23 protein-coding genes are annotated in these 25,735 nt (G+C 66.0%); 11 read left to right on the top strand and 12 right to left on the bottom strand.

The window, feature by feature from the left end:
- Positions 1 to 25: 25 nt before the first annotated feature.
- Positions 26 to 448 carry a hypothetical protein gene (locus tag AB4879_RS14510; protein WP_370508133.1) on the top strand — a complete coding sequence of 141 codons (423 nt, stop codon included), beginning with the start codon at positions 26 to 28 and terminating at the stop codon, positions 446 to 448.
- Positions 449 to 560: 112 nt separating this feature from the next.
- Positions 561 to 1,013, top strand: a complete 453-nt coding sequence (locus AB4879_RS14505) for a flavodoxin family protein (protein WP_370508132.1) — start codon at positions 561 to 563, stop codon at positions 1,011 to 1,013.
- A 7-nt stretch (positions 1,014 to 1,020) separates the two neighbouring features.
- On the opposite strand, the gene AB4879_RS14500 is transcribed toward AB4879_RS14505, so the two are convergent.
- The 9 genes from AB4879_RS14500 to AB4879_RS14460 all read right to left on the bottom strand — a co-directional run bounded on the left by AB4879_RS14500 (position 1,021) and on the right by AB4879_RS14460 (position 13,269).
- The gene (locus AB4879_RS14500) at positions 1,021 to 4,083 is read right to left on the bottom strand and encodes an FAD-dependent oxidoreductase (protein WP_370508131.1); all 3,063 of its coding nucleotides are present in this window, start codon (positions 4,081 to 4,083) and stop codon (positions 1,021 to 1,023) included.
- Complete coding sequence (locus tag AB4879_RS14495) at positions 4,080 to 4,487, bottom strand: SCP2 sterol-binding domain-containing protein (RefSeq protein WP_370508130.1); 408 nt, start codon at positions 4,485 to 4,487, stop codon at positions 4,080 to 4,082. The genes AB4879_RS14500 and AB4879_RS14495 overlap by 4 nt, the downstream gene beginning before the upstream one ends.
- The gene (locus tag AB4879_RS14490) at positions 4,480 to 5,502 is read right to left on the bottom strand and encodes a hypothetical protein (RefSeq protein WP_370508129.1); all 1,023 of its coding nucleotides are present in this window, start codon (positions 5,500 to 5,502) and stop codon (positions 4,480 to 4,482) included. Before AB4879_RS14490 ends, AB4879_RS14495 begins: the two co-directional genes overlap by 8 nt.
- Positions 5,499 to 5,774 (bottom strand): hypothetical protein, encoded by a 276-nt coding sequence (locus tag AB4879_RS14485; RefSeq protein WP_370508128.1) that lies wholly within the window; start codon positions 5,772 to 5,774, stop codon positions 5,499 to 5,501. The genes AB4879_RS14490 and AB4879_RS14485 overlap by 4 nt, the downstream gene beginning before the upstream one ends.
- Positions 5,771 to 6,229, bottom strand: coding sequence for a hypothetical protein (locus AB4879_RS14480; RefSeq protein ID WP_370508127.1), 459 nt, complete (start codon positions 6,227 to 6,229; stop codon positions 5,771 to 5,773). Before AB4879_RS14480 ends, AB4879_RS14485 begins: the two co-directional genes overlap by 4 nt.
- Positions 6,226 to 7,428, bottom strand: coding sequence for a polyprenyl synthetase family protein (locus AB4879_RS14475; RefSeq protein ID WP_370508126.1), 1,203 nt, complete (start codon positions 7,426 to 7,428; stop codon positions 6,226 to 6,228). Before AB4879_RS14475 ends, AB4879_RS14480 begins: the two co-directional genes overlap by 4 nt.
- On the bottom strand, positions 7,397 to 8,158 hold the full coding sequence (locus AB4879_RS14470; RefSeq protein ID WP_370508125.1) for a hypothetical protein: 762 nt from the start codon (positions 8,156 to 8,158) through the stop codon (positions 7,397 to 7,399). Before AB4879_RS14470 ends, AB4879_RS14475 begins: the two co-directional genes overlap by 32 nt.
- Positions 8,159 to 8,261: 103 nt before the next feature.
- A complete protein-coding gene (locus AB4879_RS14465; protein ID WP_370508124.1) occupies positions 8,262 to 12,569 on the bottom strand; it encodes an AAA family ATPase in 4,308 nt (1,435 codons plus the stop codon).
- 151 nt (positions 12,570 to 12,720) lie between these two features.
- Positions 12,721 to 13,269 carry a TetR/AcrR family transcriptional regulator gene (locus tag AB4879_RS14460; protein ID WP_370508324.1) on the bottom strand — a complete coding sequence of 183 codons (549 nt, stop codon included), beginning with the start codon at positions 13,267 to 13,269 and terminating at the stop codon, positions 12,721 to 12,723.
- A 279-nt stretch (positions 13,270 to 13,548) separates the two neighbouring features.
- Between AB4879_RS14460 and AB4879_RS14455 the strand changes: the two genes are divergently transcribed.
- Positions 13,549 to 14,022: a hypothetical protein gene (locus AB4879_RS14455; protein WP_370508123.1), complete on the top strand. Its 474-nt coding sequence runs from the start codon at positions 13,549 to 13,551 to the stop codon at positions 14,020 to 14,022.
- Here the strand turns inward: AB4879_RS14455 and AB4879_RS14450 are convergent.
- Complete coding sequence (locus AB4879_RS14450) at positions 14,011 to 14,751, bottom strand: dienelactone hydrolase family protein (protein ID WP_370508122.1); 741 nt, start codon at positions 14,749 to 14,751, stop codon at positions 14,011 to 14,013. The two genes, AB4879_RS14455 and AB4879_RS14450, sit on opposite strands and share 12 nt — an antisense overlap.
- 43 nt (positions 14,752 to 14,794) lie before the next feature.
- On the opposite strand from AB4879_RS14450, the gene AB4879_RS14445 reads away from it, so the two are divergent.
- Genes AB4879_RS14445 through AB4879_RS14435 form a run of 3 tightly spaced genes read left to right on the top strand, consistent with a single transcriptional unit; the run spans position 14,795 to position 17,279 of the window.
- Entirely contained in the window at positions 14,795 to 15,595 is an 801-nt protein-coding gene (locus AB4879_RS14445; RefSeq protein WP_370508121.1) for a thymidylate synthase, read from the top strand.
- Positions 15,592 to 16,074: a dihydrofolate reductase gene (locus AB4879_RS14440; protein ID WP_370508120.1), complete on the top strand. Its 483-nt coding sequence runs from the start codon at positions 15,592 to 15,594 to the stop codon at positions 16,072 to 16,074. The genes AB4879_RS14445 and AB4879_RS14440 overlap by 4 nt, the downstream gene beginning before the upstream one ends.
- Positions 16,071 to 17,279 carry a winged helix-turn-helix domain-containing protein gene (locus AB4879_RS14435; protein ID WP_370508119.1) on the top strand — a complete coding sequence of 403 codons (1,209 nt, stop codon included), beginning with the start codon at positions 16,071 to 16,073 and terminating at the stop codon, positions 17,277 to 17,279. The genes AB4879_RS14440 and AB4879_RS14435 overlap by 4 nt, the downstream gene beginning before the upstream one ends.
- 77 nt (positions 17,280 to 17,356) lie before the next feature.
- Here the strand turns inward: AB4879_RS14435 and AB4879_RS14430 are convergent, their stop codons facing one another.
- Positions 17,357 to 18,916, bottom strand: a complete 1,560-nt coding sequence (locus AB4879_RS14430; RefSeq protein ID WP_370508118.1) for a class I adenylate-forming enzyme family protein — start codon at positions 18,914 to 18,916, stop codon at positions 17,357 to 17,359.
- Between the two features lie 109 nt (positions 18,917 to 19,025).
- Between AB4879_RS14430 and AB4879_RS14425 the strand changes: the two genes are divergently transcribed.
- Genes AB4879_RS14425 through AB4879_RS14405 form a run of 5 tightly spaced genes read left to right on the top strand, consistent with a single transcriptional unit; the run spans position 19,026 to position 24,795 of the window.
- Positions 19,026 to 20,123, top strand: a complete 1,098-nt coding sequence (locus AB4879_RS14425; protein WP_370508117.1) for a diguanylate cyclase domain-containing protein — start codon at positions 19,026 to 19,028, stop codon at positions 20,121 to 20,123.
- Positions 20,124 to 20,132: 9 nt separating this feature from the next.
- Entirely contained in the window at positions 20,133 to 20,897 is a 765-nt protein-coding gene (thyX, locus tag AB4879_RS14420; protein ID WP_102806527.1) for an FAD-dependent thymidylate synthase, read from the top strand.
- A 24-nt stretch (positions 20,898 to 20,921) separates the two neighbouring features.
- Positions 20,922 to 21,824, top strand: coding sequence for a 4-hydroxy-tetrahydrodipicolinate synthase (gene dapA, locus AB4879_RS14415; protein ID WP_102806528.1), 903 nt, complete (start codon positions 20,922 to 20,924; stop codon positions 21,822 to 21,824).
- Positions 21,821 to 23,500: a ribonuclease J gene (locus tag AB4879_RS14410; RefSeq protein WP_370508116.1), complete on the top strand. Its 1,680-nt coding sequence runs from the start codon at positions 21,821 to 21,823 to the stop codon at positions 23,498 to 23,500. The genes dapA and AB4879_RS14410 overlap by 4 nt, the downstream gene beginning before the upstream one ends.
- A 35-nt stretch (positions 23,501 to 23,535) precedes the next feature.
- Positions 23,536 to 24,795, top strand: coding sequence for an MFS transporter (locus AB4879_RS14405; protein ID WP_370508115.1), 1,260 nt, complete (start codon positions 23,536 to 23,538; stop codon positions 24,793 to 24,795).
- On the opposite strand, the gene AB4879_RS14400 is transcribed toward AB4879_RS14405, so the two are convergent.
- On the bottom strand, positions 24,756 to 25,730 hold the full coding sequence (locus tag AB4879_RS14400; RefSeq protein ID WP_370508322.1) for a DUF3445 domain-containing protein: 975 nt from the start codon (positions 25,728 to 25,730) through the stop codon (positions 24,756 to 24,758). The genes AB4879_RS14405 and AB4879_RS14400 overlap by 40 nt on opposite strands.
- Between the last annotated feature and the right edge of the window lie 5 nt (positions 25,731 to 25,735).

The following is a 25,735-nucleotide window of genomic DNA, read 5'->3' as shown; positions in this document are numbered from 1 at the left end:
GCGCGTCCAGCTTCTGATCGGCCTCATGTGTGCGGCCCTGGTTGTCTACTTTCTGCTGCTGGGCCGAACCGGGATCACCCTGATCGGCACCGGAACTCCGGTCGCGGTCGCGCTCGGCATCGGGGTGCTGATCCTTCCGGTGGTCGGGGTGTGGGCGATGGTGGCGACGCTGCGCGCCGGGTTCGCCCATCAGCGGCTGGCGCGGCTGGCCGTCGAGGCCGGGATGGAACTGGATGTGAGCCAGCTGCCGCGGACGCCGTCGGGACGTATCGAGCGCGACGCCGCGGACGCGTTGTTCGACACGGTGCGGGCCGAACTGGAAGCCGATCCGGACAACTGGCAGCGGTGGTACCGGCTGGCGCGGGCCTACGACTATGCCGGCGATCGCGGCCGAGCCCGTGAGACGATGCGCAAAGCCGTTGCCATGCAGGCGGAGGTGAGACGGTGACGGCTGACTCGCCGGGCGCGCGTCTCTTCAACACCGTGAACACGGACGACGCGCGAGATCCCGGTCGTTGTGCTGACTCCCGCGGCGACCTCGCGCTGAAACGGTTTCGGAGATGAAGCGTCTTCTGATTGTGCATCACACGCCGTCGCCGCACTGCCACGAGATGTTCGAGGCGGTGCTCGCCGGCGCGACCGACCCCGAGATCGACGGGGTCGAGGTGATTCGCAGGCCGGCACTGACATGTTCGGCCGCCGACATGTTGGAGGCGGACGGCTATCTACTGGGCAGCCCCGCCAATCTCGGCTACATCTCGGGCGCTCTCAAGCACGCTTTCGACCAGTCCTACTACCAGATCCTGGACTCCACCCGAGGCCGCCCGTTCGGCGTCTACCTGCACGGTAACGAGGGCACCGAGGGCGCGCAGCGCGCCATCGACGGCATCACCGCCGGCTTGGGCTGGGTGCGGGCCGCCGAGACGGTCATCGTGTCCGGCAAGCCGACCAAGAACGACCTCGAGGCGTGCTGGAACCTCGGCGCGACCGTCGCGGCTGGGCTGATGGAGTGAGGGTCTCTTAGCCTGACGGGGTGTCGATGCCTGGTTGAGAGAAGAGCGATTTGGCGACGATCGGCTGCACGGACGCCCGATCCACTCGACTCATCGCACTGGTGAATGCCGAAGCTGCAAGAGGACTGACGATATCCGCCGGCGTGGTGGCGGTTGCGGCCTGCGCCGATGACGTGGTCGGGTTCTCCCCGACGGTGTCGCGTCCGATGTCGTGGAGCTGGTGGACGTTGAAGTTGCCGGGCCGAATCAGGATCTGCTGCTGCCGCCGTCCTATCTGTTGATCAGAATCGGGTGCCTGTGTGTTCGTGGCAGTGGGTGCCATTCGTAGCACCGGCGGAAAGGTCTTTTTCGAATCTTTGCCCTCGCCGCTAAGCACATTGCTCTTGCTGCCGCCAGTGTTCTCGGGTTCGTTGGCGACGTCCTGTCCGGGCCCGCGGAGGTGCTGCGGAGCGGGGGAGAACAGCTGGCCGCCGAATAATGGCGTCGGCACGGCTGAGGGTGTCGCCGGGGAGGTCTGCGGTGACGACGGCGCCACCCCTGCGCTGTGCTCGAGGTATTGTCGCCAGGCTTGAAGGTAACTGAACAGCTGCTGCGCATAGTCGGCCGGTGCGGGAGGCATCGGCTGCGGGGCAAACGCCGGCGGCTGTCCGGCCGCGGTGGCGGTTGGTGCCACGAACGGATTGGGCGGTGGGGGCGAACTTCCCGCCATGGTCGTCCACTGTTGCAGAAGCTGTTGTCCTGCTTGAAGATAAGCGAACAACTGTTGCATGTAGTCCGGTGATGGCGTGATCATTCCATGACCTCCTGCAGGTGGGGTGGGAAGGGCGGGCGGGGCTCCGAGCGGAAAGAAGGGCGGCGTGTCCAACGGGTGCGGCAAAGACTGCTCGCAGAAGTCAGAGTCGAGGTTGCGAAGGGCACGGGTGTCGGCCGGTTCGCGGTTCTCTATGTCGAACACGTAGCAGTAGTCACCCGCAGGCGTCGGCATCCGGATCGGGCTCGACAAACTCTGATCGAGGAAGCCGTAAGGGAACACCCAATCAAGTGCCGGACTCTTTTCGCGGCGGTCGGCGCCGCCGGTTTCGACCCAGATGTAATGGTCGAGAATCGCGTTGACTGCGTGACGACCTGATTCGCACGCCGCCTCCATCGATGTCAGCCGGGTGAACGTCTTGTTCCAGGTGCCGGCGAAGACGACCGAATTGTTGTGCACCTGATAGCCGCCGTGGCGCGCTTGCCAGACGTTCTGCCGATCGAGATCATCCAGCCAAACATCCTCGGGCGGAACGTAACTCCACGACGTACCGTGCGGATTCCACGGTTCTGTACTCGGCCGGTTGTCCCAGTCCCCGACGATGGGGACCAGATACGGAGTGTCGTTACGGACCACCCGGCCCTGCCCTTGGCCGGGACCTTCCGCCATGACGAGGCCGCGATCGAGCGCGTACCACGTCGGCGTCGGCACCACCCCTTGGCCGCCTGAACCGGAATTGCTGGCCAGCGCGGATGTGATCTGGCGCCAAACTTCTGCGGCAATCTCGTCCGGCGTACAGTCGCGCGCCGCTTTGCCACGGCCGGACTCGTCCAGCACATGTGACGACGGGGTATTGAAATCGCCGATGTCGACCGACAGCACCGAGATATGGCCGTCGCGGTCCAGAATCGGCCGCTTCTCCCACAATCCGGTTTGGTTGACCGACGACAGCGCCCACTCGCTGCCGACATAGAGCATGTGCCCGCGAACCAGCTGGAACTCGGTGTCGAAGTAGAACTGGATACCGCACAGGGTCTGGAATCGGTCCCACGGCACGCGACCCAACTCGTCCATCGCGTAAGGGTTGCGCCGCAGCACGGGTCGGGTTGCGCCAGGTTGTAGTGGCCCGTCAGGAGGTGGAGCGATTGTCGTGAATCCCTCCAGCCTGGCCGCCGTACCGCCCGTGCCCGCGATGTGCAATGCGGCGGCGAGGTTTTCGGCAGCCGGGGCGTCGACGGCGACGACCGCGTAATCCGCGGTCACACGCGAACCGTCGGCGAAGGTGATCTGAGCACGCGGCCGCAGGTGGGGCGACAGTGTCTTATCGACTGCGGGTGGGTCGATGCGCGTCGCCGCTGTTCGGACGAACCGGACGCCGAGAGCGACCAGGTGGTGATACCAGTGGTCGAACCACGACTCTGTTGTGGGGCCGTTGAGCACTCCGTCGGCCTTGTTGTCGCGGCGATCCATGCTCAGGTACAGCTGCAGATTGGTGCTGAGATTCGTGCGCGCGTCTCCCCAGCGTGAATCGAGGGCGACCAAAACTCTTGGCATCTGGCGCAATAGCTTGTCGCACTGCGGTGTGTAGGAGTACTTGTTGATCCCGGTTCGGGGGTCGTGTCCGACAAAGAAGTCATAAGCCGAAACGTTCTGGAGTTCTTCCGCACGGCGCAGGGGGCTTGTGACGAGATAGCGCAGCAGTCTGCTCTCGTAGGTGGCGATGTCGCTTGGCGCAAAACCCAGAGTGCTCAATTGGCTCAGTACACCGAGGAATTCAGCGGGGCTGCGCGGAAGTTCGCGGGGAAACACCAACGATGGCTCTCCGTCGGCGGTGGCGCCTTGGGTAACTACCCGTCGGACGTTGTCGTAGACAGTGCGCGAGGTCGGCGTCCAGTGGGCGCTGCCGTCGGCTCGGTGGCTGTGTTGATACACCGGAATGCGTTGGAACATGTCCCAGATGTGCAGGTAGTACGCCGGGAAGAAACGAAATCCGTGTTCACCCGCCACCGCACGTCCCGGCGCAGGCGGATGGCCCCGCCGCCCGGGGAACGCCCGCAGTTCGGCCTGGCTCCCGTTGTGCGTGCCCACCGTCGAATACTGGGAGGCGGCAAGACCACCGAGCTTCACCGGCGGGTACGCACCCGCGTGCTTGGGTCCCAACCCGTTTCGTTCGTCCTGTTGCGCTTCGTACACCGTCACGATGAAGCCGCGTTCGGCGAGTTCGTGAGCGGCGGTGAGTCCCGCGATGCCGGCGCCGATCACCGCTACGGTCGGACGGCGCTCGCAGGACGCCGGTGTCGTTATGCCGTGGTCGGTCATGTCGCACCAGCCCGGAGTTCGGACAGCAGTGCGGGTACCGACGCCGCCCGGACTGCACCGTGTATGTATGCCAGCAGTGTGTCGTGTGCGCGCTGAATGTCATCGAGGCACCCGTGTACCGAGACGGCGCCCGCCTCCACGGCTTCGTCGAGTCCGACTTTCGCGTCGATCAGATCGAGAATCGCGGTTCGCGAGGTCCGGATCCGGACCCTGGCTTTCTGGGCCGGGCCGTCCGACACGTGGAGCCGGTCGCTCGCGGCGTGGACGGTAAACATATCGTCGGCGACGTCGAGTTCAACGACCAGCGGACCGAGTTCGCTAACCAGCATTTGATAACTGGCGGGCACATCTTCCTCGAGATGCTCGATTGACCGCCGGAAGAGCGACGAGACCTGTTCAGCCATAGAGGAACTCGAATACGCCGGTACCGTCGAAGGTGAAGTTCTCGCCCTTGATCGTGCCGTGCACCCGAACCGTCCCGTCGGTTTCACACAGCACAGTCGAGCGGTCGGGGCGCACTTCGCTTGGTTGCGCCAGACGAGCGTAGGAACGCGATGTGAACTCGACATGCACGGAGTCGCCCGCTCGGCACGCGCCGACTTCGACCCGCGCTGGCACACCCGGAAGCTCCCCGTCCAGCAGAAGTCGCATCGGCGGCGGAAGCGTGCAATCGGCCGCGCGGGCAAGCCTGCCGTCTGAGCGTGTCTGAACCGCCGCGTGCCGGAATATCGCGGCGGGTTCGTCGTGGCGCCATACGTAGAGCGATCGCGATACCGACCGCAACCAGCTGCGGTCGGTTATCTCGACGAACACCATCGACCACGGGTCGTCGGGGGCTGTGGGCAGGATGGTTGCCCAGGTCCAGCCGAAATCGTCACCCCACCGGAATCGGCCCCAGTTGTGGTCGTGATAGGCCAGCTCGTCGTCGAATCGGTGATCTCGGCCGCCGATGTGCAGCCAGCCCTGCGCGCGCAGTCGTGGCACGAACAGCCAGCTGATCCGGCCTTCGCCAGCCGGTTCGTTGCGAACCACGAACGGCTGGCTGGTCGCGGCGAAGTGTAATTCACCCCGAATATCGTTGTCGGGCAGATCTATCGATACGTAGTAGCCGTCGGCCTCGACCGTCATTTTGTTGTTGCCGATCGCCAGACCGCCCAGATCCGGCGAGACCTCGATCGCGTGTCTGTCGAACCGCTCGATGGCACCGGTCCAGTTCTCGTCGTGTGCGATCACGATGACTCGCGGGGCAGGTCTGATGTCGCCGGCACCGAAGACCTCGTTGTTGAGGCTGAAGTTGATCAGCACCCGCACGCCGTGACCGTGGATCACGAAGTGATGCCACTCCTTGAAGGCCGCCGGCTGCACGCCCGCCAGGACCGGCGTTCGGAGGAAGTCGCTGCGCGCGAGCGCGGCGTTCATCGGAGGTATCTCGTCGGTCGGGCGGCCGCGTCGGCGTCACGACTCGGATGTGGCGGTTGGGCAACACAGTTGGCCATTCGCTCGATGGCCGAACCCACGCTGGCAAGCCCGAGCAGGGCATATCGGAAGTCGTCGCAGTCCCGTACCGGTTCGGCGCGGCGATCGGTGGCGGCTAGGGAGCGAATCATGTCAGCCATCGCGGCGAGACCGACCAGATAGCCGACGAAATCGCTGTGGTCGGCGAGCGCGTCACGAGGATCAGTGAGCCTCACGTGAACCCCGTGGGACGAAGCCGTGCCAGGGTGGAGTCGTCGAGTCGCTGCCCGACGAGGGCATCGACCAGCAGGTCGGCCCAGGCATGGGGAGCTCCGCTGGATGAGGTGGGGCCGCCAAGGACGTTAAGACTCACCATTTCCCAGACGCGGCGGAGATTTTCCACCGATTCGGAGGCGACCAGCCCGTCGCGCAGCCTGGCCCCACGGGGCGTTTCGGCGTAGCGCCGACCCTCGGTGGCGAGGACGTCATGGAGCCGACGAGCAGCGGCGGGGTTGCCCAGGACCGCGCGGCGAGCGCTCAGCAGTAGGTCGAACACGGCTCGCTGCGTTGCATCGCCGTCGTCGGGCGGAGGCGGTTGCAACTGCGGTGTGTCCCGCTCGATGAGGTCGAGGGTGAGTTCGCGGACTCGCTCGAGCTCCGCAAGCATGCCGGCCAGCTCTTCGGGGCTCATCGGGTACGCCCGTGCACGTAGTCCACGAGGTCGGCGAGGAAGTCGCGGTGTCGGCTGTGAGGGAACCAGTCGAAACGCGTCAGCAGTGTGCTTGCCTGCTGCGCATGGGCGGCGGCGATGTCGCGAGCGTGCCGCAGCGATCCGACGTCGTGCATCAGTTCGAACAGCCAGCGAATGTCACTGATGCTCTTGCACTCCGAGGTCTGGTGGCTCCGCAGCCGTGCCGCGAGCTCGACGCGCCCTGACTGCGACAGTTCGCCTTGCGCGGCCAGTCGGTCGAGTACTTCGGTCAGCCCTTCACCGTCGGGACTTGGCCGCCGTTTGGCCAAGATTGCGATCACACGATCCTGATCCTTTGGCTCGGCATGCCGCAGTGTGTACAGAAGCATCAGGGTTCGCTTGCCCTCCCACAGATCCCCGCCGATCTCCTTGCCGTACTCCTGCGGGTCGCCCCGAAGATTGAGCAGGTCGTCGGTGATCTGGAATGCCGCGCCGAGATGGCGTCCGAAGGACTCCAACGGGTCCATCCGCTCGGGCCCGACCCCCGCCGCGATAGCGCCCGCCTGCAGGGGAGTGATGAAGGTATACCAACTGGTTTTCAGTTCCACCATCCTCAGGTAGTCGGCGTCGAGGAGCCGCCAACTGTTGGAACGGACCCAGTCGAGCTCCAGCGCCTGGCCGTCGACCGTCAGCCGGGTCATCTTCGCCACCGCGCGCAGGATGCGAAGTGCGGGTCCGAGCCCGACCCGTTCGACATTGTCGAGCAGCGGTTGCAGCGATAACGAGAGCATGGCATCGCCGACATTGATGGCGATCGGGATGCCGTGGTCGATATGCAGCGTGGGTTTGCCGCGCCGCCACCACGATTCATCCTCTATGTCATCGTGGATCAGGAACGCGTTGTGATAGAGCTCCAGAGTGGCTGCTGTTGGTAGCACCGCCTCGAGACGGCCGCCGAGTCCCAGGCATGTCGCGATACTCAGCGCTGGTCGAAGGGCCTTCCCGCCACGTAGCGGATAGTCGAGGATCAGGTCGTAGAGGCCGCCGCTTCCACCATCGCGGGGTCCGTACAGCCGAGCGATCTCAGCGTCGCACGCCTCTTTGCAGAGCGCCAGGTAATCGTCGAGCGGGTAGCGAACTATGGGGCTTGCACCGCCATCAGCGCTATCACAAGTGGAGGGCAACAAGGCCGTGGGCATCGGTGACCCTGTTCGCGTAGCGGATGCGTGCTGTGAGTTGGATATCGCCGCCGACCTCACCGTCGACTTCCAGGCTCGGCGGCAGGCACACCGCGAGGTCCACCGGCTCTTCGCCGGGTGATGCCTGCGGCGCAGCAGCCTGGGGTATCCGCCGTCGTCGCCCGACCAGCAGCAATTTGAAATCGCTGTCAGGGGGATTGAGCGGTACGGTCCGGTACAACGAATTGATGTTTGCGGCGGCTGTCAAATCATCGAGTATGCTTGACCCGCCGGCGAATTGGCTGAGTTTAGTAAGTCCTTCCGTATTGGTGATGATGCACGAGGGGGCTCGGTATCCGGCGTCCTCGAGAGATGCCCGAGCGCTGATCAGCGAGCCGAGCAGCGCCGCCGGGCCGGTTCCCGTCGGGGCGTTCGTCGCAGCGGCAGTAAAGACAGCCTGGAGGATGGCGTCATCCACCTGTTTCGCGAGATCCTTGGTTTTAGCCATCACCTGAGTAAGCAACAGATCGGGCGTGGGCGCATGTGCCGTGGCGAGGGTGATCGTGAAGGACTCCGCCTTTTGATCGACCGTGATGAAGCCCGCGGGGTTGTATTTGCCGTCCGGCACATTGATCTGGCCAGGGTCGCCGGTGTCCCACTGCGGGATCGCCTGCCAGACAATACTGCACTGCTCGAACGTCTCCCGAACCGCCTGATTGGCCAAGGCCAAACGTTCTGCGCTCAAATACATGACTACGGACCCCCGACAAGTCGTAGATGTTTCGCCTGATCATGGCAGAGGAAATCGACGAGCGCGCAAGTAATTCACCGAATTTCCAAAATGCAGTAGTGCACTACTTACTCAGGAGAACGATTTCTTGGCCGGGGTCCATTTCGCCACGCGTCATCGCATCACAGTGAGCTAAGTGCAGTGGCGCAACGGGATCGTCGGGCAGCAACTGTCGGCAGCGTTCGAAGGCGGCGCGGGCCTTGTCGACATCTCCCGCGTCGAACAGTGCGAAGGCTTCGTCGAAGGCGGGCTGTGCCGCACGCTTGGCCTCTCGCACTTCATCCGGATCCGATTCGTAGACTTCATAAATCGTCACCTGCTGGCGTCGGTTGACCACCCTGACCCGTTCCATGCGACGGATGTCGAACTCCGCCAGGTGGGCAATCCGCGCATGGGTCTGATCGGAGATCAGCAACGCCGACCCGTACCGCTTGTTGGTGCTCTCGATACGCGCAGCGAGGTTGACTGCGTCACCGATGATGGTGAGAACCATCCGGTTGACCCCACCAACCAGACCGACCCCCACGGTGCCGGTGGTGATCCCGATGCCGGCCCGCAGCTCCTGGGAACCAAGTGCTGCGCGCTCCTGGTTGTGATCGTGCAGAGACCGCAGCATGCCCAACCCCGCGCGGACAGCATCGGACTCGGACTCGAAGACGGCGACGATCTCGTCGCCGCGCATGTCTTGGATCATGCCGTTGTAGCTGATGATCGGTAGTTCCATGGCGCGCAGAAAGTCCGTCGCCAGGATGCCCGCGTCGGCGACGTTCATATCCTCGATCATCGTGGTGTAGCTACGGATGTCGCTGATGAGTACCGTCATCTCGCGTTCGACCCGGTAGCCGCTACGGACGCGGCGGAGGTCGTCGATGTCGAGGATGCGCAGGAGTTTGTTCGGCACGAATCGTGACTGAACGTCCATCAGGGACTGCCGGTACTCGTCGGCGGCCCGAAGTCGTGCCTCGAGTTGAAAGTTCGACAGCGGCGCCGCTGCTTGTGCACACACGAACTCGACCGCCTGCTTGTGGTCGGCGCTGAAAACTCCTGCAGATTCGCCCTTCTCGGCGTATACAACACCGATTATGTTGTCGTGCAGACGGATCGGGGAAGCGAGCACAGAAAGAGTTGTTGCTGCGCGATCAACGGCAACAATGACAGGTGATCCCTCGTCGATCACTCGGCGCACGATCGTCGGGTCGTAGGCGACTTCGTTCCACGGTCCGTCCACCATCGAGATGGCGCCGCGGTCATTGACGGCGCGAACTTCCAGGTGTTCGGGCCCGCCGGTGAGGAACAGGACGCGATCTGCGCCGGTGGTGTCGGCCACCGAGCCCAGAACGATGTTGGCCAGAGTGTCCGCCGTCCGCGCGGAAGACAACGAGTGGAGCAACTGATGTGCCCCGACCGGATCGATACCCCCCGAACCCGACAGATCGCGCCGCAGTAGCCAGGGGTGCTCCCGTGCCAGCCTGTCGGCGCGCACCACGAAACCCAGGTTCTGCCATCGCTGGTAGGCCCTGCGCAGCATGTGTTCGCCGAGGGTCGCCCGCCCGGTTTCGGCGTAGAGCGCGGCGACCTCCTCGTGGGTGTACGCGCTCACCATCGGAAGTTGATGCTCCTCGGCGAGTCCGATCGCCTGATGAAGAAAGCGATCGGCCTTGGTGTTCTGGCCGCGCGCTCGCGCCCACGCCCCCTGAATGAGCGCATAGGATGCCGCATAATTCTCCGGTGCCCCCGCCGCCCATTTGCGGTGCAACGCCAGAGCCTGACGGACGAAGCGAGTGGTCGCGGAATCCTTTGGTGCGCTGTGGATCATGCCAAGTGCGCCGAGTAGGTACACGAATTGTGAGGCAGGAACCCCGGCCAGGCCGTCGATGTGCTCGATCGCCTCATGCGTGGCGGCGGCCGCGCCGGCGTAGTCACCGCACCAGAAATGCAGTCCCTGCTTCATGGCCGCGGCCGCGGCGAGCGTCACGGCATCGCCCTCGCTGCGCGCGGCTGGAAGCACGTCTCGCTCGTCGTAACCGCTCTCGCCGGCAAGCAGGAGCGGATCGGCGCTGCGCCCCATCAAATTGAGGCACAGTTGCTGCACGGCCTGGCAGAGGGCACTGGGCACGGGCTGTGAACGGATTTGCGGGATCAGGGATCTGGCGAGGGCGTCGATCTCGGCCAGCGGACGACCAAGCCAGAACGACTGAGAGAGCAGCACCGCGACCAGGAAGCCGGCGTTTTCCTGGTCGCCTTGGTCGAGTGCTGCATCCACCGCACCGCGAAGCTCAGACACCCCGTCGCGGATGGGGTGGCGCCAGTGATGGATGTAGTCGAGATACATGAAAACGACCTGCGGACGGGCCTCCCGGAATTCCGGTCGCGCGGCGAGTGCCCGCCCCACCTCACCGAAGCGCTGGGCGCCCGCGTGGTCGCCGAGCAAGACCAGCACGATTCCGTACCCGGCGATGACCACTGGAGAGGAGGGCGTGTGGCCGTGCGCCAGCGTGAGATCGAGTTGCTTCCGAACCAATAACGGCAGGATGTTGGGCCGGATCAGGACCGCCAAATTGCACAGCTCGGCGAGGATCGGGTGAAGCGCGATGACCCGCTCGTCTTCGCAGTGCCGCAGCGCGAGCAGGCGTTCGTTGCTCCAGCGCCGCATCGTCAGTTTCATCTGGACGATGGCGTTGCCCATCCGGGGTTTGCCTGCGTCGGAAGCGATGGGTTCGCCGAGCTGCCGGAGAGCGTGGAGGCCTGTCTCGAGCGCATCCTGGAGGCGATTCTCGGTGACGCAGCCTTTGAGACGTAGATAGGCGATCCGCGCGCGGTCCGGCGGCTGGTGCAGGAACCGCTCTGCTTCGTCGAGCAGCGCGTTGAGTGTCGTCGCATCACCGACGAGCAATGCGGCGTCCGCGGCGTCGAGTTGCAGGTCTCGCGTCAGCGCGAAGTCTGTGCTCCAGCGTTGGTCGCCGAGCAGGTCCAGCGCATTGCGGCAGTAGTCGAGCGCCAGCGGAAAGGAGGCCTGCGCCCGAGCTTTTCGAGCCGCACGCCGTACGACTTCGACGAAGCCGCTGCGTTCCGCTTCTTCGGTCGCTTCGACGCCGGCGAGGCCGATATGGCGCGCCGCATCGAAGACGCGGTCATCCCCGAGTGTGATCAGCCGTCGACCGATGCGCAGATGGATGGCACGCAAGGTGTCGTCCGACAGCTCCGCGCGGGCGGCTTCGGCCACACGATCGTGGCTGAACCGATAGCGGGCGTCGCGGCTGATCGCGTTGGTGATCCGTTGCCCACCCGCGTCGAGCGCCTCGACCAGCCGGAGTTCGAGGCACTCCCACAATGCGCGGGCCACCACGTCGGGCGACTTCGCAGCCGCCGCGATGGCGTCCTCGAGGTCAAACTCGCCGCCGATGCACGCCAGCGAACTCAACACCTCCCGATCCGGCGGGCGAAGCTGGTCGAGGTAGCGGCCCAGGAACTCGGCGGCGGTGGCGGACACCTCGATCGAGGTGAGCAGGCGCAGATCCCAGCGTGGATGGCCGCCCGGGCCGACCGGTACCAGCGCGCCCTCGCGTTGGGCACGGTAGAACAGTTGCCGGACGTGCAGGGGGTTGCCGCCTGTCCGATGATGAAACTCGGCGGCCACGTCGCCCATCTCCACGCTGCGGCCGCACACATCGGCCAGCAGCTCTTCGACGTCGGCGAGGCCCAGCGGTTCAAGCTGGATAGCCTGGAGGCCGTCCGATTTCAGGGCGACCCCGGCCGGATCGAACTCGCCCTCCCGGTGGGCGCCGAGAACCAGGACGTTGCGCAGCGACACCGTCAGCAGTTCAGCCAACAGCAACAGCGTGTCCCGGTCGGCCCACTGGAGGTCGTCGATAGCCAGCACCACCGGTCGATACGACGCAGTGGCGGCGAGCAGCCGGATGACTGCACGGTGTAGCTGGTGTCGAGAGTCGGCGGCGTCGAGCTCGGTGGGATTGGTGAATTCGCCTAGTAGCGAAGCTAATTCGGGTACGAGTTCGGCGAGGATCCCCGCGAACCCGGACATCTCGGCGACGAGTTCGGCTTGCCACCGGGTGCGTTCGGCCGGGCCGGTGGCTTGCATGGTGCGCACGATCGAGCCCAGCGCGACGGACAACGCCGCGTACGGCGCCGGGGCGTCAGCACGGCACCTCCCGTAGCCGAATACGCACCCGCCGCGGGATACCTCGACGCCGAAGGCTTGGATCAACGTCGACTTGCCGACGCCCGGTGCGCCGCTCAGCAGCAGGCACGCCCCGCCGGCGCGCCCCGCCGCGTCGACCGCGGCCCGGAGGTCGGCGAGTTCGTTCCGTCGGTCGACGACACGACCGCCGAGGTCCAGAACCGGTGTCGTCACGGCCGGAACGAGGCCTGGTACGGCGCCAGCGGTCGCACGGCGTCGTGAAGAAATCGCAGGTTGACATCAAAATGCATGGCCAGACCCCCCGAGGGCAGTGTCCATGCATCTTAGTGACGAATCGACTGTTGCGTGCGCTATCCACGCCTGGTCAGGGGCGCAGGCCGGAAAGGATCATCTCGGCGAAGACCTCGCCGATCTCCGTCAATGAGCACCGCCCGCTGGGCGCGTACCACCGATGAATCCAGTTGTGCATCCCGAGAATTCCGTGGGTCACCAGCCGGGGCTCCAGGTCGGCGCGGAAAACCCCTGTGCCGACGCCCTCCTCGACGATCGCGAGTAGAGCTTGGACGTAATCCTCGGCGTTGCTGCTGATGCCCTCTGCGTCGGGAATCGCGGCGATGTGCTGACTCTCGTTGAACAGCAGGAACAACTCCGGATGGTTCTCGAGGTCGTCGACGTAACAATGCAGTGCGGCACGCAGTTTGACGTCGGCCGGCGCGTCGGATTCCAGCGCGGCGCGGCAGTGCCGCGTCATGTCACGGGCCGGCTCCTCGATGAGGGCGAGCAGCAACTCTTCCTTGGTTCCGACGTAGTAGTAGAGCGACGCCCGGTTGATGCCGACTTCGGCGGCCACGTCTTCGAGCCGGGCTCGGGCAAATCCCTCCCGCCGGAACACCTCGGTGGCGCCGAGAAGGATGCTTCGCCAGCGCTCGTTGGACGCCCGGCGATCTGCTGCCCGACGTTCGATGCGGCGCCTGGCGTTGTCGCTCTGCTGGCGTGTGACGGGGATCGGTCTCGCCCTTCCACTCGGGATCGGCTCGCCTAGTCAAACTACGTCATCAGCCCTGCGACCTTGCCAATCGCGACGCGTCCGCGTCCGAGACCGGGCAACACGATCTGACGTCTTTCTGGACCGGCAGGCCGGTCGGCCCTACCGTCATCTGCAACAACCGCCCGATGAAGGACGTGAGGTGTCATGCCGGGAATTGCTGATATCGCTCTGGGGGCCGCGCCGATTGCCGGCGGGGCGCTATTGGGTGTCGCCGCCGGCAATCTCCGGGGCCCTGACGTGCGCGGCGCCATCAAGGCCGACCTCGAGCTGCTCGACCAGCTGCCCGAAGAGGACGTCGAGTTGCGCGCCAGGCTGCGCGAGAGCATCAACGTGCGGATCGTCGACCTCATCGATGCCACCGAGAAAAGCCGCGAGCTGCGCGAGATCGCGGCGTCCTACAAGGGCAACTGGCGAGACATCGTGGTCTTCATCTGCGCGGTGCTGTTCACCATCGTCTGGTGGAACGTGCCGCACAGCCGGACCAACTGGCTGGTGATGTTCGTATTCCTGATCCTGCTGTCCGGCGTCGTCGCCGTCTACGCCTCACGCGGCGTCATCCGCGCGCTGGCCAGCCTGCGCCACTCCCGACACAAGCACGAGCACGACTCAGCGGGGTAGGTGGGCCGCGAAGAAGTCCCGCATCGCATCCCAGTGCCGCGCGGCGGCTGCCTCGTCGTAAGGCGCGTTGTCGGGGACCGCGAAGCCGTGGGCGGCCGGATACCACTCGATGGTGTGGTCGACGCCGGCCGCCGTCAGCGCCTTGTCCAAGGTGTCGGCCTGGGCCGTGGTGAACGAGGCGTCGTCCTGGGCTCCGCCGACATAGACCGCCGCCGTGATCTGGTCGGCCAGCAGATGCGGGCTGTCCGGATCGTCGGAGGCCAGCCCGCCGCCGTGAAACGACATCGCCGCGGCGACGCGTTCGGGCACCCGGCCGGCGACCGTCAGTGACGTGCGCCCACCCATGCAATAGCCGGTCGTGCCGAACGCCTCGCCGGTCACCTCGGGGCGGCCGGCCAGGTAGTCGAAGAACGCCCGCGCGTCGGCGGCCATCGCGTCTGGCGTGACGCTGCCGATCATCGAGAACAGCCGCTGCCGCTCGGCTTTGTCGCTGAATACCGTCTCCATGTCGAAGGGCGCCCAATCGCCGCTGCGGTAGTACACGTCGGGCACCAACACGGCGTACCCCAGGTCGGCCAGCCGGGCCGCCATGTCGACAAACGTCGCGCGGGTGCCACCGGCATCGGGATACAGGATCACACCGGGCCACGGGCCCTGGCCGTCGGGAACAGCGAGGATGACCGGACAGGTTCCATCGGCGGTGGTGACGGTGTCAGAGATGGTCGGCATGGCTTCGTTTGTACTCTCTGCCTGCGGACGTAAGCTGAGCGGCGTGCCGATCGCCACGCCGTACGAGGATCTGCTGCGACTTGTGCTCGAGCAGGGCACACCGAAATCCGATCGCACCGGTACCGGCACCCGCAGTCTGTTCGGCCACCAGTTGCGCTACGACCTGTCGGCCGGATTCCCGCTGATCACCACCAAGAAGGTGCACCTGAAGTCGGTGGTCTACGAGCTACTGTGGTTCCTGCGCGGCGAATCCAACGTCGAATGGCTGCAGCAGCACGGCGTCACTATCTGGGACGAATGGGCTTCTGCCACCGGCGATCTCGGACCGGTGTACGGGGTGCAGTGGCGGTCATGGCCGACCCCGTCAGGTGAGCACGTCGACCAGATCAGCGCCGCGCTGGATCTTCTGCGCACCGACCCCGACAGCCGCCGGATCATCGTTTCGGCCTGGAACGTCGGTGAGATCCCGCAGATGGCGCTGGCGCCTTGCCATGCGCTGTTCCAGTTCTACGTGGCCGACGGGCGGCTGAGCTGCCAGCTCTACCAGCGCAGCGCCGACCTGTTCCTGGGGGTTCCGTTCAACATCGCCAGCTACGCGCTGCTCACCCACATGATGGCTGCCCAGGCCGGGCTGACGGTCGGCGACTTCGTCTGGACCGGCGGTGACTGCCACATCTACGACAACCACGTCGAGCAGGTCACCGAACAGTTGAGGCGCGATCCCCGCCCTTACCCCGAATTGGTTCTCGCTCAACGTGATTCGATATTCGACTACACCTACGAAGATGTCGAGATCCGCAACTACGATCCACACCCGGCGATCAAAGCGCCCGTCGCCGTATGACGGGTTTGGGCCTGATCTGGGCGCAGTCGCCCTCCGGGGTCATCGGCCGCGACGGCGGCATTCCGTGGCGCCTCCCGGAGGACCTGGCCCGCTTCAAGGAGCTCACGATGGGACACACCGTCGTGATGGGTCGGCGCACCTGGGAGTCGCTGCCCGGCTCGGTGCGGCCACTGCCCGGCCGGAAAAATGTCGTACTCACCCGGCAAGCTGACTACATGGCTGACGGAGCGACGGTGGTGGGCGCGTTGGACGACGTGCCCGATGACGATATGTGGGTGATCGGCGGATCGGAGGTCTACCACCTGGCGCTGCCGGTGGCGACCCGCTGTGAGGTGACCGAGGTGGAGATCGACCTGCGCCCGGAGGACGAGGACGCCCTGGCTCCGGTTCTCGACGAATCCTGGATCGGCACGTCGGGGGACTGGCGGGCCAGTAGTTCGGGACTGCGGTACCGATTTCTCAGCTACCTGCGGGCATGACCCGGCTGTCAGCCGACCAAGCCCGCCGCGTCGCCGTCTCAGCTCAGGGTTTCGCCGAACCCAAGCCGCGCGGGTCCGTCAGCCGCGCGCATCTGCGCCGACTCGTCAGCCGCATCCAAGTGCTGCAGCTCGACTCGGTGTCGGTGGCGGTGCGCGCGCACTACGCACCGGTGTTCAGCAGGCTCGGCCCCTACGATCGCAGCGTCCTCGACGCCGCGGCGTGGAGCCACAGCGCCCGGGCGCCGCGGCTGCTGGTCGAATACTGGGCGCACGAGGCCGCGCTGATGGCGGTCGAGGACTGGCCATTGATGCGGTGGCGGATGCGGGAATACGCCCACGGCCGCTGGGGTCAGGAGATCGTCAAGAAAAACCCTCGGCTGGCCGACAACGTGCTGGCTGCCGTCGACGAACTCGGGCCCAGTACGGCCGGCCAGATCGAAGCGCACCTGGAAGGGGAACGCGCGCGGCGCAAGGGTCCGTGGTGGGATCGCAGCGACACCAAGTGGGTGGCCGAGGCCTTGTGGTCGTCGGGAGCGCTGACGACGGCGACGCGGATCGGGTTCGCCCGGCACTACGACCTCACCGAGAAGGTGTTGCCACCGCACGTTCTGGCCCGCGAGGTCGACGATGACGAGGCGGTGCAGGAATTGGTGCAGCGCGCCGCCGGTGCGCTCGGGGTGGCCACCGAACCGGATCTGCGTGACTATTTCCGGCTGAGTCCCAAGCAGAGCAAGCCCGCGGTCGCCGCGCTGGTTGCCGAGGGTGCGATCGAGGAGGTCGAGGTCGACGGCTGGTCGGCGCCGGCGTACCTGGCACCGGGGGTCACGGTGCCGCGGGTGGATCGGGGCACGGCGCTGCTGTGTCCGTTCGACCCGCTGATCTTCTTCCGGCCGCGCCTCGAGCGGCTGTTCGACTTTCACTACCGCATCGAGATCTACGTGCCAGAACCCAAGCGACAGTTCGGCTACTACGTGTGGCCGTTCCTGCTCGACGGGCGTCTCGTCGGACGTGTCGACCTCAAGGCCGAACGCGCCAACGACGCGCTCAACGTGGTCGGAGCGTTCACCGAGCCGGGGCAGAGTCCGACGGTGGTCGCGCCGAGGCTGGCTGCCGAACTGCAGAGCATGGCGGCCTGGCTCGGGTTGGGCAGCGTCACGGTCGGCACCCGCGGCGACCTGGTCGGGGCGCTGGGCAAGGCCCTGTAGGCGCCCAGACCGCCACCATGGTCGTGATCCTCGCCGATCAGCAGCCCTGGTGTCGATCTCGTTGCGGTGGAACTGCGTCAGCTGAATCGTGCGGCCAGGCGCTTCTTGTCGATCTTCTCGCCAGGAAGCGTCGGCAGGGCGGTGGTGCTGATGTGCCAGCGGGTCGGAATCGCGAAGTGCGCCAGCACATCCGACACATGGGCGCGAAGTTCATTCTCCGTCGGCGCAGCCTGCCCGTGACGGTGGACCACCACGGCAGCCAGCTCCTCGCCGAGGTCGGGGTGTGGCAGTCCGATGGCGGCCACCTCAACAACCGCCGGGTGGGACGACAGAGCGGCTTCCACATGGCCGCAACCGATGTTCTCGCCACCCCGGATGACGATGTCCTTGGCGCGACCGTCGATGAACAGATAACCGTCCACGACATGGCCGAGATCGCCGGTGTGCAGCCAGCCCTCGTCGTCCACGGTTCCGTCGTCGATACCGACATAGCCGTTCATCACTGTTGGCGAGCGCGCGAGGATCTCCCCGACTCCGTCGGCATCCGGGCGGTCGATGACGAGCTCCACGACCGGGTAGGGGCGTCCGACGGTACCCGGATACTGCTGCAGGTCGCGGCCCGTCGCGGCGGTCAGGAATCCGCCGGATTCGGTCATGCCCCAGGTGTTTCCGAGTCCCCGGCCGGCGAGCTGCGGCAGCCGGACCCGCATCCGGTCCAGCAGCGCGGTGGGTACCGCCGCTCCGCCGAGCGGGAATGACCGCAGGGTCGACAGATCGAACGAGTCGAAGTCCGGGTGCTCGAGCACCCGGATCGCCATGGTCGGAACACCCCCCCAACTGTGCACACCCTCGCGTTCAATCAACGCGAGTATCTGACCGGCGTCGAACCGTCCCTCGGGAATGACCACCCGACCGCCGGTGAGGTAGTTGCTCAACAGATTCGAGAGCCCGCCGACGTGGAACATCGGGGTGCTCGCCAACGAGACCACCTGGGGTGCATCAGGATTGAGCTGATGCGGTAGGCGTTTGGTCACCGCCAGCACGTTGTGCTGGTTGGCGATGACGGCGCGCCGGGACAGTTCGACCGCCTTCGGAAGGCCGGAGCTGCCAGAGGTGAACAGGATCACCGAGGTCGCGTCGGGATCCTCGATTTCAGAGGAGGCGACCGTGGGGGACGCGAGGCCGCCGTCGGTGAATGCAGCGATGTCTCGTGTCTTCGCCGCCGCCACGCTCTGAAGGGATGTGTCGGAGATGACGAGATGCGGATCGAGCAGCTCGATGGCGTGGTCGACCTCGGTCTGTTTCCACCAGCGATTGGCGAGTACCGGGACAGCGCCGCTGCGCCACGCCGACCACAGGGCGACCACCCACGCCGGACTGTTATAGGCGTACAGCATGATTCGATCGCCGGGCTTTACGCCGTCGTCGCGCAGGGCGGCGGTTCCCGCGTTCACCGCCTCGCTGAACGCGGTGAACGTCATGCGGTGCTCGCCGTGGACCAGAAAGGTGCGCTCGGCCCAGCGCTGCGCGTCGGCGAACACCTGCGCGAATGTGGCTGGCCGAGGGGAGTACTGCAGGCCCCGGTGACCGGCATAACCAGCGGCGTCGATATCGCTGCCCCAGCGTGCGTCTGGCATCTGACTCCTTCGGCATTGCTCAGTGACCTGAGGGAAGGTGCTCACGCATCCCCGCGACATCACTACCATCAGGAGCAATCACGATCACAGCTTGGGGGCGCGGGGACAAGTGCATGGCATAGGCCTGTGGTGGCGACAACCCGACCACTACGACTGGCTGACGTCCTACCTCAAAGCGCGCCGCCTGCTGACGTTCATGCGCTGGCTGATGTTCGCCGTCTTGGCGACCATCGCCGCCGCCAATGCGCTGGCACTGGCCAGCCCCGCGGGCCCGCAGACCCCGGTGCAGCGCGCCCTCACCTGTGGGGCCAGTGCCGTCCTGGCCGCGATAGCCGTGTCGTACCTCCGGCGGTGGCCGACTCGTATTCAGTCGCAGGTGTTTTCGATCGCAGGTAATGCGTGCATCGCCGTGGGTGTCCTAGCCGAGGCGGACCCCCGCACCGCCATGGTCGGCGCGGTCGCCTTCGTCGGGCTGGCCGGATACGTCGCCTTCTTCCACACCGCACCGTTTCTGGTTCTGACCCTCGGGACGGGCGTGGCGACCGCCGCCGTCAGCGCCGCACGCATCGCCATGGCGGGCGATACCGCGATGGCGGTGGCCAAATTGCTGATCCTGTGCGGCGGGATATTGGCTGTCCCCTTCTGCGGTCAGGTAATCGTCCACTGGTTGTCGGTCGACTCCCTGAAGTCCTCGACCGACACCCTCACCGGCTTGCCGAACCGACGCGGCTTCTTCCGGTCGGCGCAGACCCTGTTGCGGCACGCCGACTACCGATCTCGGCCGTACTTCACAATCGCCATGATCGACCTCGACGGTTTCAAAACGCTCAACGACACCTTGGGCCACCCGACCGGCGACCGGGTTCTGGTCGCTGTCGCCGACAGCCTCCGAGACGTCAGCGGAACCAACACCGCGATCGCCCGAATCGGGGGCGAGGAGTTCCTCTTCGCGCAGCTGTCCACCCCGGAGCAAGCCAGGGAGAGCAGCGAAGAACTGCGCACGGCCATCGCCGCCGCGCCGTGGGGTGTGACCGCCAGCCTGGGTTTGGCATCGACGGTGATCCGCGCGCCCGCGCTGAAACCACTCGAACTGATCGAATGGCTGATCGCCCGCGCCGATGCCGCGATGTACGAGGCCAAACGCAGCGGCGGGAATCAGATTCGCTATGCCGGGGATCTGACGGGCGACGGGTCCGAGGCGCACTAAGGTGAGCCCGTGGCCGAGACCGCGCCGCTGCGCGTGCAGCTGATCGCCAAGACCGAGTTCCTGGCACCCGCCGACGTGCCGTGGGACACCGACGCCGACGGCGGTGAGGCGCTCGTCGAGTTCGCCGGCCGCGCCTGCTACCAGAGCTGGTCCAAGCCGAACCCCCGGACCGCGACCAACGCGTCATATCTCAAGCACATCATCGACGTCGGCCATTTCTCGGTCCTCGAGCACGCGTCGGTGACGTTCTACATCACCGGCGTCTCCCGGTCCTGCACCCACGAGCTGATCCGGCACCGGCATTTCTCGTACTCGCAGCTGTCGCAGCGGTATGTGCCCGAGAACGACGCCCAGGTGGTCGTGCCGCCGGGTCTGGAGGACGATCCGGAACTCCAGCAGATCCTGCTGACGGCGGCCGACGCCAGCAGGGCGGCCTACCTCGAACTGCTGAACCGGCTGGAAGCGAAGTTCATGGCCGGTCAGCCCGGCGAGAACACAGCTGTTCTCCGCCGCAAACAAGCCAGGCAGGCGGCCCGCGCGGTACTGCCCAACGACACCGAGACCCGCATCGTGGTGAGCGGCAACTATCGGGCCTGGCGGCATTTCATCGCGATGCGGGCCAGTGAACATGCCGACGTCGAGATTCGCCGCCTTGCCATTGCCTGCCTGCGGGAACTGCGCGACGCCGCGCCCGCCGTCTTCGCCGATTTCGAGATCACCGAACTGGCCGACGGCACGGAGGTCGCGACGTCCCCGCTGGCGACAGAGGTGTGAGCGGAGCGGGTAATCTAGACGTCCGTGAGCACCAGCGGAATCGATGTCAGCGCCCAGTTGGGCACCGTACTGACCGCAATGGTGACTCCGTTCAAGCCCGACGGCACGCTCGACACCGTCGTCGCGGCGCGGGTGGCCACCCACCTCGTGGACTCCGGATGCGACGGACTCGTGCTGTCCGGTACCACCGGGGAGTCCCCGACCACCACCGATGACGAGAAGCGAGCGTTGCTTGCCGCTGTGCTCGAGGCGGTCGGTGACCGGGCCCGCATCGTGGCCGGCGCCGGCACCTACGACACCGCGCACAGCGTGCACCTGGCCAAGGCCGCAGCCGCCGAGGGCGCGCACGGTCTGCTGGTCGTCACGCCTTATTACTCGCGCCCGCCGCAAGCCGGTCTGATCGGGCACTTCACCACCGTCGCCGATGCGACAGACCTGCCGGTGATGTTGTACGACATCCCGCCGCGCTCGGTCGTCCCGATCGAGTGGGACACCATGCGCACGCTGGCGGCGCACCCCAACATCGTCGCGGTCAAGGATGCGAAGGCCGATCTGCACGGCGGCGCGCAGATCATGGCCGAAACCGGGCTGGCCTACTACTCCGGCGACGATGCGCTGAACCTGCCGTGGCTGGCGATGGGCGCGATCGGCTTCGTCAGCGTGTGGGGTCATGTGGCGGCAAGTCAGCTGCGAGACATGCTGAGCGCCTTCAACTCCGGTGACATCGCCACCGCGCGCAAGATCGCTGTGGCGCTGGCGCCGCTCAATGCCCCGCAGACTCGTCTGGGCGGTGTCACGTTCGCCAAGGCCGGGCTGCATCTGCTGGGCATCGACGTCGGCGATCCGCGGTTGCCGCAGGTGCCCGCCACCGCCGAGCAGCTCGACGAACTGGCCGCCGAACTCCGCGCAGCAGCAGTCCTGCGATGAACGAAGAGCTGTCACCTCCCGGGCCGCTGGCCCCTGGAGGTCTGCGCGTGACCGCGCTGGGCGGCATCAACGAAATCGGCCGCAATATGACTGTTTTCGAGCATCTCGGCCGGCTGCTGATCGTGGACTGCGGGGTGTTGTTCCCCAACCACGACGAACCCGGGGTCGACTTGATCCTGCCCGACCTGCGACACATCGAGGGCCGCCTCGACGACATCGAGGCGCTGGTCCTGACCCATGCCCACGAAGACCACATCGGCGCGATCCCGTATCTGCTCAAGCTGCGCGGCGACATCCCGGTGGTGGGCTCCAAGTTCACCCTCGCGCTGGTGGCCGCCAAGTGCCGCGAGCACCGGGTCAACCCGGTCTTCGTCGAGGTCGCCGAGGGCCAGCGCAGCACCCACGGGGTGTTCGAATGTCAGTACTTCGCGGTCAACCACTCCATCCCCGACGCGCTCGCGATCGCCATCCACACCGGCGCCGGAACCGTCCTGCACACCGGTGACATCAAACTCGACCAGCTGCCGCCCGACGGGCGCCCCACCGACCTGCCCGGCATGTCCCGCCTCGGTGATGCCGGGGTGGACCTGTTCCTGTGCGACTCGACCAACTCCGAAATCCCCGGCGTGGGGCCTTCGGAAAGCGAGGTCGGCCCCAACCTGCACCGGCTGATGCGCAACGCCGAAGGGCAGCGGATCATCGTGGCCTGCTTCGCCTCCAATGTCGATCGCGTGCAGCAGATCGTCGACGCCGCAATCGCATTGGGCCGGCGGGTGTCGTTCGTCGGCCGCTCGATGCTGCGCAATATGGCGATCGCCCGCGAGTTGGGTTTCCTGCATGTCGAGGATCGCGACGTCGTCGACATCGCGATGGCCGAGGAGATGACGCCCGGGCAGGTGGTGCTGATCACCACCGGCACGCAGGGCGAGCCGATGGCGGCGCTGTCCCGGATGTCGCGCGGAGAGCACCGCAGCATCACGATCACCTCCGACGACCTGATCATTCTGTCGTCGTCGCTGATCCCCGGCAACGAGGAGGCCGTCTACGGGGTGATCGACGACCTCGCCAAGATCGGTGCCAGGGTGGTCACCAATCAACAAGTGCGAGTCCATGTTTCGGGCCATGCCTACGCCGGTGAGCTGCTGTTCCTCTACAACGGGGTACGGCCGCGCAACGTAATGCCGGTGCACGGCACCTGGCGGATGCTGCGCGCCAACGCCAAGCTGGCCGCCCGCAGCGGCGTGCCCGAAGAGAACATCGTGGTGGCCGAGAGCGGCGTCAGCGTGGACCTGGTCGGCGGCCGGGTCTCGATCGCCGGCGCGGTTCCGGTGGGCAAGATGTTCGTCGACGGCCTGATCATGGGTGATGTCGGCGAGGCAACACTGGGCGAGCGGCTCATCCTGAGTTCGGGATTCATCGCCGCCACGGTGGTGCTGAACCGGGAGACCGGGCGCTCAGTGGCACCGCCGCAGCTGCATTCGCGGGGGTTCTCCGAGGACCCCAAGGCGTTGGAGCCCGCTGCCCGCAAGGTCGAAGCCGAGCTGGAAAAGCTTGCCGCCGACAATGTCACCGACCCGGTGCGCATCGCGCAGGCGGTGCGCCGCACCATCGGAAAGTGGGTGGGGGAGACCTACCGCCGCCAGCCGATGATCGTGCCGACGGTCATCGAAATCTGACCGGCCCGCCTGGTAGCGGATAAGCTCTGCTGCTTATGGCGGGCTCCGTGCGGAGCGGAAACTATCTGGCTTTGCTCACCCAGGGGACGTTCTTCAAAGTAGGCGTCCAGGTGAGCAGCATCTCGGCTGTCATCCCGTACATCGCCGACCAGCTCGGCAGTCCGGGCGTGGTGGTGGCACTGCTGGCACCGGCCTTCACCGTCGGAACCATGCTGGGAACAGTCCTCGGGCCCAAAGTGTTACGCCTCACCGACTCGGTCACGGGGCTGCTGGTCGGAGTCGCTTTGGCCCAAGCAGCGCTCACCGCGCTGGTCGCACTCGACATCGCACTGGCGCCGCCATGGCTGTTCGCGTATCCGTTGTTGCTGGTGTGTCTGCTCATCGGCATCGTCACTGGCAGTTCGCAGGTGGTCTCCCCGATGGCGATGTCGGCGCTGCTGTCGGCTCAACAACGCGGCGACGTCATGCTGAAACAGGCCGGATACAGTGGCGCGCTGGTAGTTCTGATTACCGCCTTCACCGCGGGACGTCTGCTGCCCGACTTTCCTCGATGGCACGACGCCGATCTGCTCTGGATCTCGGTGGCGGCCATGGTGGTGGGCGCCCTGTGCTGCGCGACGCTGCGCACGCCCGGGGTGCAGCTGGCCAAGGGGCCGGCACGCATGGTCGACACGTTGCGCCAAGGACGTTCGCAGTTACGGGCCAATCGGTGGCTGCGGCGTTTCCTGACAACGAATCTGGTCTTCACCCCGGTGATCCTGACGCCCACCTTCTACGCCATCTACGCGGCCGAACTCCTCGGCTCCAGCCTCAATGTCGACCAGTTCCTGGTGTTCGTCGGTGTCGGACTGCTTATCGGCATTCCGCTGTGGCGGGTGGTGCGCCGGAAGTTCGGTGCCCGCGGTGTCTACCTGTGCAGCGCACTGATCAGTATGGCCGCGGCGGCGCTGTGTATCGCTGCGCAGCAGTGGCATATCGTGCCGGGGCTGTGGGCGTTCGGGCCTGCGATGCTGCTCTCGGCGGTCGCCAATCAGGCGCTGCTGCCCGCCGCCTACGACTGGATTTTCGACCATGCCGACAGTGCGGACGCGGCGGTGCTGATCAGCTGCACCCACATCGTCATCAGTCTGGGAATGATTGTTGCCGGCTTCACCCTCGGCCTCATCGCCGAAGGGGCGCCGGCGATCTGGCCGCTCGTGACGATGCTCGTGCTCACCGTCGCCGCCGCGTTCTCCGCGGTGCAGGCCCCGGGCATTCAGCGCGAGCGCAGCCAGGTGACCGCGCGGTCCCGATAGGGACTCAGTCCCTTGTAATCGACCATGTCGTCCGGCAATTCGGCCAACACCGCTGCGGTGCGCACCCGCCACTCGTCGACAGTGGCGATGTCGGCCAGCGGCAGCATGTAGCTGCGGATCAGAAAGCAGATCGCACCTGACTCGGGCAGCCGGATCAGGTGCTGGACCTCCACCCGCAGGTGGATGAGCCGGCCGAACGTGTCGTCATCGACGGCGTCCAGGTGCGCGCGGTCGGGCAGCCACTGCGGGACGGCTTCGGTGGATACGTCGAGCCGTCTGCCGACGGTCATCGACCAGTTGGTCCGGCGGTAGATGCCGCCGACCTGCAATCGCATCAGGAACTCCCGGGCCCGGGTGATCACCCCGGTCTCTCGTAACCGGGGGACCGGTCCGTGGATCTCCAGGAAGGTCATCCCGACGTCGAAGCCGAACGACCAGCCCGCGGCGAACGTGACCACACCGGCGTCGGCGAACAGGTCGCCGTCACGCTGGTCGAGCAACACGATGTCCTCCTGCACCTGCCCGGCGATGTAGGCCAGCGGATCGCACGGCAGGCTTGATTCATCGCCGGCCACGAATTCTTGGGTGATACCGAGCAATTCGTTGCGCCAGCACCAGGTGTCGCCGGCGCGGCTCAGGGACATCGCCGCCGGATACGAGTTGGCGAGCTCAGACATCAACGTCAGCATGGTGTCCCAGCACGCGATTCCCATGTGCGGCAACACCGCATGCCGGGATGGATCGGCGGCCAGGATGCGTCGGCGTTCGGCGAGTTCAAGGGTGTACTCGCTGTCGATGTCGACCACCCGGCCGCCCCACTGCCCGGTCGCGGTGGTGACCACCGTGCGGGCAGGCGCGATATTGGTGCTGTACCGGTACGAGTCGGCCGTATACGGAAATGGGAAGGACGCAACCAGATCCGGTGCCGACACCAGCCCGC

The sequence above is a fragment of the Mycobacterium sp. SA01 genome, assembly GCF_041287105.1.
Taxonomy (GTDB): Bacteria; Actinomycetota; Actinomycetes; order Mycobacteriales; family Mycobacteriaceae; genus Mycobacterium.
This window is presented reverse-complemented; position numbering and strand designations above follow the sequence as displayed.

Bases quoted from the DNA above. Each gene is read 5' to 3' on its own strand.
- AB4879_RS14470 (WP_370508125.1), bottom strand. From the start codon at position 8,158: ATGTATTTGAGCGCAGAACGTTTGGCCTTGGCCAATCAGGCGGTTCGG.
- AB4879_RS14495 (WP_370508130.1), bottom strand. From the start codon at position 4,487: ATGGCTGAACAGGTCTCGTCGCTCTTCCGGCGGTCAATCGAGCATCTC.
- AB4879_RS14450 (WP_370508122.1), bottom strand. From the start codon at position 14,751: ATGCCGACCATCTCTGACACCGTCACCACCGCCGATGGAACCTGTCCG.
- AB4879_RS14500 (WP_370508131.1), bottom strand. From the start codon at position 4,083: ATGACCGACCACGGCATAACGACACCGGCGTCCTGCGAGCGCCGTCCG.
- AB4879_RS14455 (WP_370508123.1), top strand. From the start codon at position 13,549: ATGCCGGGAATTGCTGATATCGCTCTGGGGGCCGCGCCGATTGCCGGC.
- AB4879_RS14435 (WP_370508119.1), top strand. From the start codon at position 16,071: ATGACCCGGCTGTCAGCCGACCAAGCCCGCCGCGTCGCCGTCTCAGCT.
- AB4879_RS14405 (WP_370508115.1), top strand. From the start codon at position 23,536: ATGGCGGGCTCCGTGCGGAGCGGAAACTATCTGGCTTTGCTCACCCAG.
- AB4879_RS14430 (WP_370508118.1), bottom strand. From the start codon at position 18,916: ATGCCAGACGCACGCTGGGGCAGCGATATCGACGCCGCTGGTTATGCC.
- AB4879_RS14440 (WP_370508120.1), top strand. From the start codon at position 15,592: ATGACGGGTTTGGGCCTGATCTGGGCGCAGTCGCCCTCCGGGGTCATC.
- AB4879_RS14480 (WP_370508127.1), bottom strand. From the start codon at position 6,229: ATGAGCCCCGAAGAGCTGGCCGGCATGCTTGCGGAGCTCGAGCGAGTC.
- AB4879_RS14490 (WP_370508129.1), bottom strand. From the start codon at position 5,502: ATGAACGCCGCGCTCGCGCGCAGCGACTTCCTCCGAACGCCGGTCCTG.
- AB4879_RS14510 (WP_370508133.1), top strand. From the start codon at position 26: ATGTGTGCGGCCCTGGTTGTCTACTTTCTGCTGCTGGGCCGAACCGGG.
- AB4879_RS14410 (WP_370508116.1), top strand. From the start codon at position 21,821: ATGAACGAAGAGCTGTCACCTCCCGGGCCGCTGGCCCCTGGAGGTCTG.
- AB4879_RS14505 (WP_370508132.1), top strand. From the start codon at position 561: ATGAAGCGTCTTCTGATTGTGCATCACACGCCGTCGCCGCACTGCCAC.
- AB4879_RS14475 (WP_370508126.1), bottom strand. From the start codon at position 7,428: ATGCCCACGGCCTTGTTGCCCTCCACTTGTGATAGCGCTGATGGCGGT.